Source organism: Actinomadura sp. KC345 (assembly GCF_004348515.1).
In the GTDB taxonomy this organism is placed as follows: Bacteria; Actinomycetota; Actinomycetes; order Streptosporangiales; family Streptosporangiaceae; genus Spirillospora.
Genome location: NZ_SMKH01000065.1, coordinates 17,095 through 30,148, shown reverse-complemented (window position 1 = coordinate 30,148; position 13,054 = coordinate 17,095). Strand labels below are relative to the sequence as shown.

Annotated in this window: 10 protein-coding genes; 4 read left to right on the top strand and 6 right to left on the bottom strand. The window is 73.1% G+C overall.

Annotated features, from left to right (window positions below; all coding sequences use genetic code 11):
- Together E1281_RS13760 and E1281_RS13755 are read left to right on the top strand one after the other, a co-directional pair.
- Positions 1 to 382: fumarylacetoacetate hydrolase family protein (locus E1281_RS13760; RefSeq protein WP_207943276.1), on the top strand; the 382-nt coding region annotated here is incomplete at its 5' end.
- An 86-nt stretch (positions 383 to 468) separates the two neighbouring features.
- A complete protein-coding gene (locus E1281_RS13755) occupies positions 469 to 1,002 on the top strand; it encodes a hypothetical protein (RefSeq protein ID WP_131878035.1) in 534 nt (177 codons plus the stop codon).
- Between the two features lie 69 nt (positions 1,003 to 1,071).
- Here E1281_RS13755 and E1281_RS13750 read toward each other — a convergent pair whose 3' ends face one another.
- Complete coding sequence (locus E1281_RS13750; protein ID WP_131878033.1) at positions 1,072 to 1,716, bottom strand: hypothetical protein; 645 nt, start codon at positions 1,714 to 1,716, stop codon at positions 1,072 to 1,074.
- Positions 1,716 to 2,297: an RNA polymerase sigma factor gene (locus E1281_RS13745; RefSeq protein ID WP_131878031.1), complete on the bottom strand. Its 582-nt coding sequence runs from the start codon at positions 2,295 to 2,297 to the stop codon at positions 1,716 to 1,718. Before E1281_RS13745 ends, E1281_RS13750 begins: the two co-directional genes overlap by 1 nt.
- Before the next feature lie 241 nt (positions 2,298 to 2,538).
- Here E1281_RS13745 and E1281_RS41865 point away from each other — a divergent pair, with 241 nt between their 5' ends.
- Positions 2,539 to 6,165: a hypothetical protein gene (locus E1281_RS41865; RefSeq protein ID WP_243716929.1), complete on the top strand. Its 3,627-nt coding sequence runs from the start codon at positions 2,539 to 2,541 to the stop codon at positions 6,163 to 6,165.
- A 2,493-nt stretch (positions 6,166 to 8,658) separates the two neighbouring features.
- Here the strand turns inward: E1281_RS41865 and E1281_RS13735 are convergent.
- From E1281_RS13735 to E1281_RS13725, 3 genes are read right to left on the bottom strand one after another with little or no spacing between them, the layout of a single operon-like run.
- Complete coding sequence (locus tag E1281_RS13735; protein ID WP_131878027.1) at positions 8,659 to 9,438, bottom strand: ABC transporter permease; 780 nt, start codon at positions 9,436 to 9,438, stop codon at positions 8,659 to 8,661.
- The gene (locus E1281_RS13730) at positions 9,435 to 10,373 is read right to left on the bottom strand and encodes an ATP-binding cassette domain-containing protein (RefSeq protein WP_131878025.1); all 939 of its coding nucleotides are present in this window, start codon (positions 10,371 to 10,373) and stop codon (positions 9,435 to 9,437) included. Before E1281_RS13730 ends, E1281_RS13735 begins: the two co-directional genes overlap by 4 nt.
- An 11-nt stretch (positions 10,374 to 10,384) precedes the next feature.
- On the bottom strand, positions 10,385 to 11,047 hold the full coding sequence (locus tag E1281_RS13725) for a DUF4097 family beta strand repeat-containing protein (protein WP_131878023.1): 663 nt from the start codon (positions 11,045 to 11,047) through the stop codon (positions 10,385 to 10,387).
- Between the two features lie 226 nt (positions 11,048 to 11,273).
- Here E1281_RS13725 and E1281_RS13720 point away from each other — a divergent pair, with 226 nt between their 5' ends.
- Positions 11,274 to 12,014, top strand: a complete 741-nt coding sequence (locus tag E1281_RS13720) for a helix-turn-helix domain-containing protein (protein WP_131878021.1) — start codon at positions 11,274 to 11,276, stop codon at positions 12,012 to 12,014.
- Between the two features lie 27 nt (positions 12,015 to 12,041).
- On the opposite strand, the gene E1281_RS13715 is transcribed toward E1281_RS13720, so the two are convergent.
- A complete protein-coding gene (locus E1281_RS13715) occupies positions 12,042 to 13,013 on the bottom strand; it encodes an alpha/beta hydrolase (RefSeq protein WP_131878019.1) in 972 nt (323 codons plus the stop codon).
- Between the last annotated feature and the right edge of the window lie 41 nt (positions 13,014 to 13,054).

The window sequence follows — 13,054 nt, the reverse complement described above, 5'->3', positions numbered from 1 at the left end:
CCCCTACCTGCGCGAGAAGAACCTCTGGGGCCTGGACCTCTCCCTGGAGATCTCCTGGAACGGGCAGGTCGTCTCCCGTCCGCCCTACCGGGAGATGTACTGGTCACCGGCCCAGATGCTCGCGCACATGACGGTGAACGGCGCCTCGTCCCGAACCGGTGACCTGTTCGCGTCCGGGACGGTCTCGGGCCCGGAGAAGGACCAGCGCGGCGCGTTCATCGAGCTCACCTGGGGCGGCACGGACCCGGTCACGGTCAACGGCGAGCCCCGAACCTTCCTGGAGGACGGCGACGAAGTGGTCATCTCGGCCACCGCCCCGGGCCCGTCCGGAACCCGCATCGGCTTCGGCGAGGTGAGCGGCCGCATCCTTCCCGCCCGCTGACGCCCTCACCCGGGTCCGCAAACAGAACAAAATACTGTTCGGCCGCGTCCGATACAGGGACCCCATCGGCGGAGGGAAGGCCGCACATGACAGCCCTGATCGTCCTCTTCCTCGTTCTGGCGGCCGCCACGTTCGTCCTCGGGTGCCTGGACCAGCGGATGCTCTACTGGAAGACCCACGCCTGGCAGTACAAGAACCCGGAGGCCAACGAGCCGTCCGACGCCGCGCTCACGCTGAACCGGTTCGGACTGTTCGCGGGCGCGGTCACGCTGGCCGTCACGACCGTCGTCCTGATGGACGTCGACAGATCCACCACCTACTCCACCTCGCAGGTCCGTAGCGTCGCACAGGCGGCGGCGTCCAAGGTGGACCAGGGCGCGCAGTCCGGGATCGGCTCGTCGTTCGGCGCGTCGTCCAGCGTCTACGACGCCGTGAACGAGGAGGGCGGCGGCAACGTCGAGATCCGCTCGGCCGGCAGCGGCAAGTACGAGCTGACGAACCGCGACGGCGAGAACCCCGTCTGCCTCACCGTCGAGGTCGAGAACGACCTGAACCTCGGCGGCGACGACGGACCGTGGAGCCACTCGGTCACCACCTCCGTCACCGAAGGCCCCTGCTGACAGGCGCCCCCGGGCCTCCCGTCCCAGAACCACCGGCCGGGGACGAGAGGGACTCATGGTTCGGCCGAACTAGGGATGCTGCTGGCCGAGGGGTACGGGGTCGCAGGGTTCCGCCGGGCCGCGCACCTGGTAGGCGGCTGTCCCTATCGCCGCCGCCGACCGGCCGTCGCGGTGCCGCACGGAGACCGTCCACGCCAGCGTGTTCCCCGGCTTGACTAGGTCAGGACGCACATAGAAGACCATCTGCTCCTCGTTCGGGTCGCTCGACCCGATACTCACCACGGGGTGGTGAACCTGGTCGACGTCGCCGCGCGGGGAGACGGAGCACCGGTGGCCGAAGGGGATGAGGTCGATGTCCGCCTTGAGCCCCATCGCGGCGAGTTCACGCTCGATCCCGTCCAGGCGGCGCTGGACGACGTCCGGCGGGCCGGTGAGCTCGTCCATCGTCACCCTGATCCGGCCGTCCGCCAGGCGCTCGGCCGCGAACGCCTGGTCGCCGCCCGGTCCGCCGCCGAGCGTACTCAGCGGCACCGTCACGGCCACCGCTGCGCCGACCGCCGCCGCGCCCAGCACGTACCGTCGCCGCCATGCCCTGACGTGGCGCTCCCGCGTCCGGGTCCTCGCGTCCAGCCGGGCGCGGGCCTCGGCCACCACCTCGGGCGACGGGCCGGGACGGGCGTCGTGGTACTCCCGAAGCGTCTGCATCTCGTCCATTACTCCATGTCTCCTTCGAGTGCCCGGCGCAGCTGCCGCCGCGCTCGGTTGAGCCGGGAACCGACCGTCCCGGCGCGGATGCCGAGGGCCTGCGCGACCTCCGCGTAGCTCAGGTCGGCGTACGCGACCAGGAGCAGGACGTCGCGGTCGCCTGCGCCCAGGCCCGCCAGCACCGCGGCCAGCCGGGGCTGCAACCGCTGCGCGCTGACCATCTCGGCCACCCGGTCGGCGTGGTCGGTCTCGGCGCTCGCACGGCCGAGCGCCCGGTAGGCGCGCGTCTCGGAACGGCGGTGGCGCCGGACGAGATTGGTGGCGATGCCGTACAGCCACGCGCGGGCGTGGGGCCGTCCGGCGTCGTACTTGTGCCGCAGCGTGAAGGCGGTCAGGAACGTGTCGGCGGCCACGTCATCGGCCGGAGCGTCCCCGAGGCGGGACGCGACATAACGGTGGATCTCCGCGAAGTACCGGTCGAATATCTCCGAGAAGCGCTCGGGATCGTCGCGGGACGCCACGATCACCGCGGCGTCACTGTCTTCCACGGGCACCGCGGACGGCACCGCGGACGAGGGAACGGCGGTCATGCATCGGCACCTTCCATATCGCTACCCCTGATGCCCGTTATTGCCCTCCCGCCCGATCCGTCTTCACGGGAGCGATCGGCATGGCCGGAACGAGACGGCGGAGTCGCCCCCGGGGACGGTGGGCCATCGTCTCTGGTGTGTCCGTTTAGGTGAGGGAATCGTGGGATTTGCTGCGGGATGACCCGTATGTCTTGCATGATCACCTGGTTGCAGGAACCGTTGCGCAGGGGGATGACCAGGTATGGCCTCATGGGGCGAGCGACTCGAAGCGGCGGTCGCGCTGTGGCGGGAGGGGGGCGACCGCCGCGGGGCCGCCGCGGCGCTGCGCGGGATCGTGGTGTCCGCGGACGGGGCGGTCGCCGCGGAGGCCTCGCACGTGCTCGGGCTGGTGCTGGCCGAGGACGGCGACCAGGACGGCGCGCGGGCGGCGCACCGGTCGGTCGTCTCCGGCGGCCACCCGCGGTGGGCGCAGCGCTCCGCGATCGTCCTGGGGACGCTCCTGATGGACGAGGGCGCACCCGCGATGGCGTGGCGGCCGCTGCGGATCGCGGCGTCCGGGGCCGATCCGCAGCTCGCCGGGATGGCGGAGCTGTCCCTGGCCCATGTGCTCCGCGATCTCGGCGACCCGGACGCGGCCGAGCTGGCCCGGCGGCGGGCCCTGAACGGCGGTGACCCGGCGATCGCCGAGCTGGCCGCGGAGACGGGTGAGATCAGGCCGCCGGACGACCGGGTCGAGCGCGAGCGCGGAGGGTGGGAGGCGTTCGAGTCGGTCGTCGCCGTGCTGGAGGACGAGGATCCCGAGGCGATCGACACCGTCCTGACCGCACTGGACGCGATGCTGTCCCTGGGCGCGCCGCAGCTCTGCACGCAGGCGGCGACGCGGCTCTACTCCGTCCACGCGCGCCTGGGCGAGTTCGACGAGTGCCGGCGGGTGATGGAGCACGCGATCGCGGTCGGGGACCCGGCGGAGCGCTGCCGGGCCGAGAAGCTGCTCGGCGCGGCGCTGCTCGACCTCGGTGAGCGGGCCGAGGCGCTGGAGGCCTACCGGCGCGCGGCGGAGGACCACCGTCCCGAGATCAGGCTCGACGCGCTCATCGAGGAGGCGAAGCTCGTCCGGGAGCTCGGTGACGAGGAGGAGGCCCGCCGGATCCTGGGGCGGGTCGTCGAGTCAGGGCATCCCCGGTACGCGCTTGAGGCGCATGCCTGCCTCGGGCAGGTCCTCTCCGAGGCGGGCGAGGTCGAGGAGGCCGTGGAGTGCTGGCGGATCGTCTTCGACTCGGAGTCGGAGTTCCGCTCGGACGGCGTCCATTTCCTCGGGACGCTCCTGCACGGCCTGCCGGACGGCGACCCGCGACGGGCGGAGGTCATCGAACTCCTCGACCGCGCGGCGCTGTTCGACGACCCCGACGTCTCGTCCCGGGCCCGGCTGCTGACCGCCCAGGCCGACCTGGCCGACCTGGCCGACCTGGCCGACCAGGCCGAACGCGGTCCCGGCGAGGAGGTCGAACAGGCCGTGGACGACTGCGACGCCGCCCTGGAGCGGCTGCGCGCGGGCGAGGTCGGCGCCGCCCGGACGCTGCTGCGCCGGGTGATCGACGCCGGCCTCGGGGACCGGTCGACCCGCGCCATGATGATGCTGGCGACGCTGGAACTCGGCGAGGGCGACACCGAGCAGGCCGACGAGCTGCTGGAGTACGTGGCGGACGGCGACGACCTGGCCTCCGGGTTCGCGGCGGCCGTCCAGCGCCGCCTGATCACGCACGGAGAGGGCGGGCGGACGCATCCCGTGCTCACCGGCCTGGTCGAGTACCAGCGGCTCGGCCGGGAGATCGGCATCGCCCGGTACGAGGAGGCGGCACGGCACCCCGACCCCGCGGTCTCCGCACCGGCGAAGTGCGCGCTGGCGCAGGCCCGCATGCGGCTCGGCGTGCCGCCGTCGCGGGTCGCGGAGCTGTTCGGCGAGGCGGCGGCGGCCGGTGTTCCGGCGGCGCTGTCGCAGGCCGCGGTGCTGTCCTGGCTCCTGCGTTCCGGGGAGGACGCCGACGAGGCGGTCGCGCTGCTGCGGCAGGCCCACGCGGACGGCGAGCCCGCACTGGCCCCCTGGGTCGCGCAGGCGCTCGGCACGGCCGTCGAGGAGCGGGACCCGGACGCGGCACTCGCCGCCTTCGGGAGCGTCTCCGCGTCCGGTCATCCGGGGCTGGCAGCCCAGGCGGAGGCGGAGATGGCCCGCATTTTCGAGGAGCGCGGCGACCTGGCCGCCGCGGCGGCGACGCACGAGCGGCTCGCGGCCCGGGGCGGTGTCCCCGCGGCACGCCACGCCTGGCTGCTCGGCTTCACCCGGGCGCGGATGCGCGACCTCGGCGCGGCCCGTGCCGCGTTCGCGGCCGTCCCCGAGGACGACCCGGAACTCGCGGCCGAGGGAGCGTTCGCCCGCCATCTGCTCGACCGCGAGTTCCCGGCGGCGGCGGACGCGCTGGCGAGCGTCCCCGGCCACGCGCTGCCCCTGGCCTGCGCACTTCTCGTCGAGGCCGCGAACACCTGGCAGGCGGAGGGGGCGGGGAAGGCGGCCGAGGCCGCGCTGTCCCTGGCGGTCGAGCACGGGTCCGGCGGCGACGCCCAGAAGGCCGCCCTGCTGCTGGGCGCGCTGCGCAACGACGAGGGCGACCGCGCGGGGGCGGCCGAGGCATGGGCCGTGGCGGCGGGCGGCGACGACTACGCCGAACTCCTCCAGGACGCCGTCAAGGCGCTCCTCGCGGCCGGACGGGCGACGGAGGCGCGCGACCTCCAGGCCGCCGCGGCGGGCGAGGGCCCGCACGTGGACGTCCTGCTCGGCTGGAACCTGCACGAGCTGGGCGACCACGACGCCGCCGCCGCGCGCCTCGAGGCGGTGATCGCCTGCGGGGCCGAGGACGGGTTCGAGGGTGAGGCCGTCGCCCGCGCGAGCGTCCTGCTGGCCCGGATCGTGGCCGGGCGCGGCGATGCGGCGGAGGCCGTCCGGCATGTCCGGCACGCGCTCGTGCTGTTCGACCGGCGCCGGGAGGAGGGCGACCCGGACGCCGGCCCGCTCGCCGCCGAGGCCGCCTACGACCTCGGCGAATACCTGACCGCGAGCGGTGACGGGCAGGCGGCGCGGCACGCCGACGAGCAGGCCGCGTCCGGCGCCCCCGGCCTCGTGGCGGCGCGGGCCCGCGAGCGCCTCGGCGTCGCGAGCCCGGAGGAACGCGCCGTTCTGGCGGCCGAGGACGGCGATCGTCCACGGGCGGTCGGCCTGCTCACGCAAGAGCACGGCGAACCGCTCCTGGCCGAGCTTCACCTCGCGCTCTGCGAGGGCGACGACGAGGCGGCGCGGGGATGGCTCCGCCGGTCCGCCGGCACCGGGCACGCGGCCGCCGCGGCGGAGCTGGTCGGCGGCACGGCGGTGCAGCGGCTGCAGCAATGGATGAACGGCGCGCAGGAACTTTACGAGGCGGTGCTGGAGTACGGGCCGCCCGCGCAGGTGGCCGTCGTATGCGAGCACTTCGGCTACGAATACGGCGAGCGGGGCGACACCGATGCCGCGATCGCGGCTTTGGAGCACGGGGGCCGCCGTCGATCGTCCGGAGGCGCTGGGCTGCCTGCGGCGGCTCATCGAGACGCTGGAGTCGCTCGACGACCACCCGGCGCTGGAGCCGGCCGCGCGCCGGGCCGCCGCGAGCGGCGACCCCGAGACGGTGGGCGTCGGCGCCTGGGCACTGGCCGACCTGCTGAGGAACCGCGGGGACCACGCCGGGGCCTTGCCCTGGTACCGGACGGCGCTGGGGAACGCGCGTCCCGAGAACGTCGCCCCCATCCGCGCCTTCCTCGGCTTCACGCTGCACAAGCTGGGTGAGACCGAAGCGGCCTACGCGGAGTTCGAGACGCTGCTGGACTCGGGCGACCACGCCATCGCACTCATGACGGGTGTCCAGCTCGGTGGCTGGCTGGCGGCCGACGACCTGCTCACCCGCGCCGCCGAGGCGTTCGGCGCCGCGGCGGCGGCCGGGAAGTGCCTTCCCGCCCCGAACGAGCACCAGCACGAGGTCCACCAGCAAGCGCTGAACAACCTGGGTTCCATCGCCGCCCTCGCCGAGGAGGAGGGCGACGCGGGCCTGGCGGTCCGCGCCCTGTGGCTGGCCGCCGCCGGGGGCGCGCCCGACGACGCCGTGAGCATCGCCGAGAAGTGCGCGGCCGCCGCGGACGGGCAGGGCGACAGGGCCGCGGCACGCATCTACCGCAGGGGCGCCGCCGCCTTCCCCATGGACGGCCCGCCCGACTCGCCCGGGGCGAGGCACGCGGAGAACGCCCGGCACGCCGCCGCCACCGGTGACCACGAGACCGCGATGCGCCTGCTCCGCCGGGCCGACGGGGCCGGGGAGCACGCCAGGGTGATCTCGCTCGTCCACGAGGTCGCGCTGTTCTGCACCGCGGACGCCGACGTCCCCCACGCCCACGCCTACTACGCGCTCGGGCTGGAACTCGCGGGCGAGCGCACGGAGACGGCCGCCCTGGACCGGATGCGGCTCACCCGGGACGACCTCCCCACCGCACGGCCGGAGCTGACCGCGCTGTACACGGCGCTGACCGGCGGCGACGGCGGCGCCATCGGCGTCCTCGCCGGGCTGCGGGGCACGGCCCATTTCGAGGCGGCGTGCCAGACGGTCATCGCGGTCGCGAAGGCCCGCGCCGACACCGAGCCGGACCGTGCGCGCGGGCTGCTGAGGCCGGTCGCCGAGATGGCGCCGCCGGAGCAGGCCGTCCGGGCGTGGGACGAACTCGGCTCCCTGGCGGACGACGCGGACGAGGCCGTCCACGCCTACGAGCGGGCCGCCTCGATCGACCACCCGGCCGCGCACGCCGCGCTCCGCCACCTGATCCGGACGCTGTACGAGCAGAACCGGCCGGCGGACACCGTGCTCTTCGCCACCCGCGCCACCGCGACCGGCGATCCGCTGACCGTGGCTTACGGCCACCGGCTCCTTTGCCTCGTCCGCGAGAAGCAGGACGACCTAGACGGCGCCATGCGCGAGGTCCAGCGGGGCATGGCGGCGGCCCGGGGGATCGAGCAGCCCGAGTTCCCCAGCGAACTGCGCCTCGACTTCGCCCGGCTCCTCCAGATGCAGGGCGACACGGAAGCCGCCACCGCCGAGGTCGAGGGCGTCCTCGCCACGGCGGCCACGGAGCAGCTGCGGGCCAAGGCCGTCACCTACCTGGGCAACATCGCGGTCCTCGGCGGTGACCTCGCCGCCGCCGCCGCGTCCTTCGCCAAGGTCGCCGACATGGAGGGCGACGCCGACGTGGCGGAGATGGCCGACGGCGCCGCGAACAACCTGCTGGGCATCGCCAACAGCGCCTACGACGAGGGCCGGCACGAGCTCGCCGTCCACGTGCTGGCGCTCGCCGCGCGGACGAGCGGGCGCGACCTCGCGATCGGCGTCGTCGAAACCCGGACGACCGAACTGGCCGAGGCGGGCGACCTCGCCGCGGCGATGCTCTACCTCGACGCCGGCCAGGCGTTCCGGCTCGAACCGGACGAGGAGATCCGGCTCGCGGGCCTGCACGCCCTGGCGGGCCGGCCGGACAGGGCGCGGGAGGTCTACGAGCGGCTGGCCGCGCACCCGGACGAGGGCGTCCGGACCACCGCCGGAAGCTGCCTCGTCCGCCCCTCGGACGGCGACGACGCACCGGGTCCCGCCACGCGATGGCTGCGCGCGGACGACCTGGTGGACGCGGGCGAGTACGCGGAGGCCCGGGAGATCCTGGCTCCGCTCGCCGAGGACGGCTCGCGCGTCGCCCGGCACGCCCGCCTCTCGCTCGGCCGGACCTACCACGACGAGGATCCGGCCCGCGCCCGCGCGCTCTACCTGGCCGCGATCGAAACCCCCGGCGGGCAGAGCGACCAGGTCGTCGAGCTGGCCAAGATGTACCTCGGCTCGCTGGCCAAGCAGGCGCGCGACTGGCCGGAGGCGCTCCGTTGGTACCAGGCCGTGATCGACTCGGGCTCGTCCGGGAACGGGCCGATGGCCGCCGCGCACCTGGGCGAGCTGGCGTACTGGCAGGGCGACCACGACTCCGCCCTCCGGTTCTACGAGCAGTGCCTGGCCATGGGCCCCGACAACGCGGAGCTGGTCGGCGAGTCCGCGTACCGCGCCGGCGAGATCCGCTTCGCCCAGGGCGACCTCGCGGCCGCCACCGCCCACCTCGTCCGGGCCCTGGAGTCGGGCCACGCGGGCTTCGTCGACCAGGCGCGCATCCTGCTCACCAAGCTGAACGCCTGAGCCACCGGAAAAGGGACAGGGCCGTTCGACCTGGCGGTCGGACGGCCCTGTTCGTGCCGGGTGCATGGTCAGGCCTTGGCGAAGGTGCGCTTGGCCCAGAGGTAGGAGAGGACACCGATCCCGGCGCACCAGGCGACGGCGATGGCGGCGCTGTTGCCGATGGGGGTGCCGAGGAGGAGACCGCGGACGGTTTCCATGATCGGAGTGAAGGGCTGGTAGTCGGCGAACCAGCGCAGGACGGTGGGCATGGAGTCGGTGGGGACGAAGCCGCTGCCGAGGAAGGGCAGCAGGACCAGGGGCATCGGGGCGTTGCTGGCGGACTCGGGGGTCGGGGCCCTCAGGCCGAGGGCGACCGCGAGCCAGGTGATGGCCACGACGAACAGGGTCAGCAGTCCGGTTGCGGCCAGCCATTCGGCGGCGGTGGCTTTGGGCCTGAAGCCGATCGCGAGCGCGATGCCGATGAGGACGGCCATCCCGATGAGCTGCTGGATCACGCTGCCGACGACATGGCCGGTGAAGATCGAGGCCCGGGAGATCCGCATGGTGCGGAACCGGGCGACGATGCCCTCGGTCATGTCGGTGGCGACCATGACGGCCGTTCCGGTCGCGGCGGTCGCGGCCGCCATGAGCAGGATGCCGGGGACGATGTAGTCGACGTAGGCGTCGCGACCGCCGCCGCCGTCGAGTCCGTCGCCGAGGGTGCCGCCGAGGACGTAGACGAACACGAGCAAGAGGACGACGGGCGTCACGACCAGCTGCACGGTCATCGACGGGTAGCGGATCAGGCGCTTGAGCTGGCGCCGGACCATGGTCGAGGAGTCGCGCACGGCGAGGGTGAGGGTGCTCATCGGGTGGCCTCCTTCTGCTGGCCGGTGAGGGTGAGGAAGACGTCGTCGAGGTCGGGGGTGTGGACGCTCATCTCGGCGACGTCGATCGAGCGTCCGTCCAGGGCGACGAGCATGTCGCGGACAGCGCGGACGCTGCCGTCGCTCGGCACCCGCAGCGTGAGCGCCTCGGGGTCGGCGATCCCCGCGCCGATGACGTCGCGAGCGGCGTCGAGGAGGTGCGAGGCGGCGAACGTGAGCTCGATGTGGCCGCCGGGGATGAGGCGCTTGAGCTCGTCGGCGGTGCCTTCCGCGATCAGCCGCCCGTGGTCCAGCAGGGCGATGCGGTCGGCGAGTTCGTCGGCCTCCTCCAGGTACTGGGTGGTGAGGAAGATCGTGACGCCGCCCGCGACCAGCTCGCGGACGATCTGCCACATGGAGCGGCGGCTGCGCGGGTCGAGGCCGGTGGTCGGCTCGTCCAGGAAGATCAGCCGTGGGTCGCCGACCAGGGTCATCGCCAGGTCGAGCCGCCGCTGCATGCCGCCGGAGTAGGTCTGGGCCGTCTTGCCCGCGGCGTCGACCAGGGCGAAGCGCTCCAGCAGCTCGGCGGCCTTGCGCTTGCCGTCCCGGCGGGACAGGTGCCAGAGGTCGGCCATGAGGAGCAGGTTCTCCTCGCCGGTGAGCAGCTTGTCGACGGCCGAGTACTGCCCGGTGACCCCGATCGCGCCGCGCACGTCGTCCGGCCTGCGGGCCAGGTCATGGCCGGCGACCTGGACGGTGCCGCCGTCGGCCGGGATCGAGGTGGACAGGATCTGGACGGTCGTCGTCTTGCCGGCGCCGTTCGGGCCGAGCAGGGAGAAGATCGTCCCTTCGGGGACGGCCAGGTCGACGCCGTCGAGCACGGCCTTCTCCCCGTAGGACTTGCGCAGCCCGTTCGCCGCGATGGCCAGGTCGGTCATGATGGTGCTCCTCAGAGGCTGCGGGCGACGATGTCGCCGCGGGCGGTGGTCGCGTGGATGGCCAGGTCGGTGGTGCCCTCGGTGTTCCTGAGCGCGTTGCGGATCCGGCCGTGGGAGGTGCCGGCGTCGAGCGAGGCGGAGACTCCGGCGGCGGCGCCGACCGACACCTCGCCGTCCTTGGTGCGGAGTTCGACCGTGCCGCGCACGGCCTCGGCGACGCGGATGTCGCCCATCTCCGTGCTGATCTCGGCGGGGCCGTTGAGGCGTCCGACCGAGACGTCGCCCGCGGCGGTGGTGAGGCGGACGCTCGCGGCCTCGTCGACCTTGACCGAGCCGTGCGAGCCCTCGAAGGCGACGTCGCCGAACCGCCCGACGGCACGGAAGTCGGCGCTCGCCGCCTTCGCCTCGACCTGGGAACCGGTGGGGAGCTTGACCGTCACCTGGACGGATCCGGAGGCGCCCAGGAACTGGTTCCTCGCCGAGCCCTCGATCCGCAGGACGCCGTCGGCGTATCCGACCCTGGTCTGCTCCGCCATCTTCACGTCGCGGCCCTTCGAGGCGTCCGCGGGCAGGATCTCGACCACGGTGTCGGACCGGTCGGCGGCGATGAACTGGACGCGCCCCGCGGGGATGTCGAGGACGGCGGTGATCGGGTTGGGGGTTTCGAACTGCATCGCGCTCTCCTTTGCGCCGGACTGTTTCTGACAACGGAAAAGCTACGTTGCATTTCCAGATCCGGCAACATTCGTGTTGCGCTCATCCTGTATAGACACAGGTCACAGCCCTAGAATCATTGCAATGGTTCTGAAAAGAATGCAACGCTCTTTCTGCTTACCGTTGCAATGGATTGAGGGTTAACGCTATGCTGACCCGCATCGGACGAACGCGAGGGAGGTCGCGATGCCGGGAGGCAGGCTCACCCAGCAGGACCGTCAGCAGATCGCGCTGGGGCTGGCCGACGGCCTCGCCTACGCGGAGATCGCCAGACGCATCGACCGTCCGACCTCGACGGTCACGCGCGAGGTGATGCGCAACGGCGGGCCCACCGCCTACCGCGCCGACCTGGCCCACCGCGCCACCGAGCGCCGCGCCCACCGGCGCAGGCAGGCCGCGCCCAAGGGGCCGGAGGCGCCGCCGCAGGCCTACGGGCGCGACCCCGAGGCCGTGCGCGAGTACGGGGAGACGCTCACCACCGTCTACATGACCTCGGGTGTGCCCAAGATGATGGCCGGCGTGATGGCCTGCCTCTCCATCACCGACTCCGGCAGCCTCACCGCGTCCGAACTCGCCCAGCGCCTCCAGGTCAGCCCGGCGTCCATCTCCAAAGCGATCACGTTTCTGGAAGCCCAGAGCCTCGTCCGCCGGGAACGCGACGAAAGCCGCCGCGAGCGCTACGTCGTCGACGACGACGTCTGGTACCAGTCGATGATGGCCAGCGTCCGGTCCCTCGACCAGATCACCGAGACCGCACGGCAGGGCGTCGGCATCCTCGGCCGCGGCACCCCGGCCGCCGCCCGCCTGGAGAACATCGCCCGCTTCCTCGACTTCGTCAGCGAGAGCACCCTCCGCGCCGCCGAGCAGGCCCGCGAGGTCCTCCACACGAGCACCGAGACGACCTCGCGCGACGCGGACCGCGAATGAACCCCGCCGGCCACGGCCGCCTCCCGGTCAGCCGATGCCGGCGAGGAAGGCGAGCATGGCGGCGTTGACCTCGCCGGGCGCCTCCATCTGCACGAAGTGCCCGGCTCCCTCGATGATGTGGACGTTCCTGAGTCCCGGAACGAGGTCGGCCATGCGTTCCAGCGCGTCGGCCCCCATCATCTCGCGGACGGGGTCGCGGTCGCCTACCAGGAAAATCGTCGGGACGGTCACAGGTTCGTCCGGGAGGGTCTGCTTCTCCCTCCAGACATGGTCGTAGGCCCGGTACCAGTTGAGGCCGCCGGTGAAGCCCGTCCGGCGGAACTCGTCCACGTAGTAGGCGAACTCGTCCACCGACAGCCACGGCCAGGGCAGGGGCGGCGCCTCTGGCAGCACGTCCAGGTAACCGTTGCCCTCGCTGGGATGGCGCCAGATGTCGAGATACCGGTATCCGCCGCTGAGCGCCCAGAACACGTTCGCCAGGAAGCGCTCCGGTTCCCTGCCCAGTTCCTCGTCGGCCGGGCCCTCGTCCTGGAAGTAGTGGACGTGGACGAAGTGCCGCTCGGCCATCCGCGCGTACATCTCGGTCGGCGGGAGCTTCGAGACGGGCATACGCGGCACGCTGAGCTGCATCAGCGCCTTGACACGTCCCGGGGCCCACTGGGGCAGGTCCCAGACCAGGGCGGCGCCGAAGTCATGCCCGGCGAACACCGCCTCGTCGATGTCCAGCGCGTCCAGGATCCCGACCATGTCGGCCACGGTGTGCCGCCGGTCGTAGTCCTGCGGTGCGGGAGGCCGGTCACTGCGCCCGTACCCGCGCATGTCGGGCGCGATCACCCGGTGACCCGCCTCCGCCAGGGCGGTGAGCTGGTGCCGCCAGCTGTACCAGAGCCCCGGGAACCCATGGCACAGCACCACCGGATCGCCGCTGCCCTGCTCGGCCACGTGCAGCGTGACGCCGTCCACGTCCAGCATGTGGTGGCCGACGTCGTCCAAGCTCATGCCGCTCCCTCAGGCCGCCTCCGGGTAGGACGATGTTCCCC

Coding starts and splice junctions, on each gene's coding strand:
- E1281_RS13725 (WP_131878023.1), bottom strand. CDS start 11,047: ATGCAGTTCGAAACCCCCAACCCGATCACCGCCGTCCTCGACATCCCC.
- E1281_RS13755 (WP_131878035.1), top strand. CDS start 469: ATGACAGCCCTGATCGTCCTCTTCCTCGTTCTGGCGGCCGCCACGTTC.
- E1281_RS41865 (WP_243716929.1), top strand. CDS start 2,539: ATGGCCTCATGGGGCGAGCGACTCGAAGCGGCGGTCGCGCTGTGGCGG.
- E1281_RS13750 (WP_131878033.1), bottom strand. CDS start 1,716: ATGGACGAGATGCAGACGCTTCGGGAGTACCACGACGCCCGTCCCGGC.
- E1281_RS13720 (WP_131878021.1), top strand. CDS start 11,274: ATGCCGGGAGGCAGGCTCACCCAGCAGGACCGTCAGCAGATCGCGCTG.
- E1281_RS13715 (WP_131878019.1), bottom strand. CDS start 13,013: ATGAGCTTGGACGACGTCGGCCACCACATGCTGGACGTGGACGGCGTC.
- E1281_RS13745 (WP_131878031.1), bottom strand. CDS start 2,297: ATGACCGCCGTTCCCTCGTCCGCGGTGCCGTCCGCGGTGCCCGTGGAA.
- E1281_RS13735 (WP_131878027.1), bottom strand. CDS start 9,438: ATGAGCACCCTCACCCTCGCCGTGCGCGACTCCTCGACCATGGTCCGG.
- E1281_RS13730 (WP_131878025.1), bottom strand. CDS start 10,373: ATGACCGACCTGGCCATCGCGGCGAACGGGCTGCGCAAGTCCTACGGG.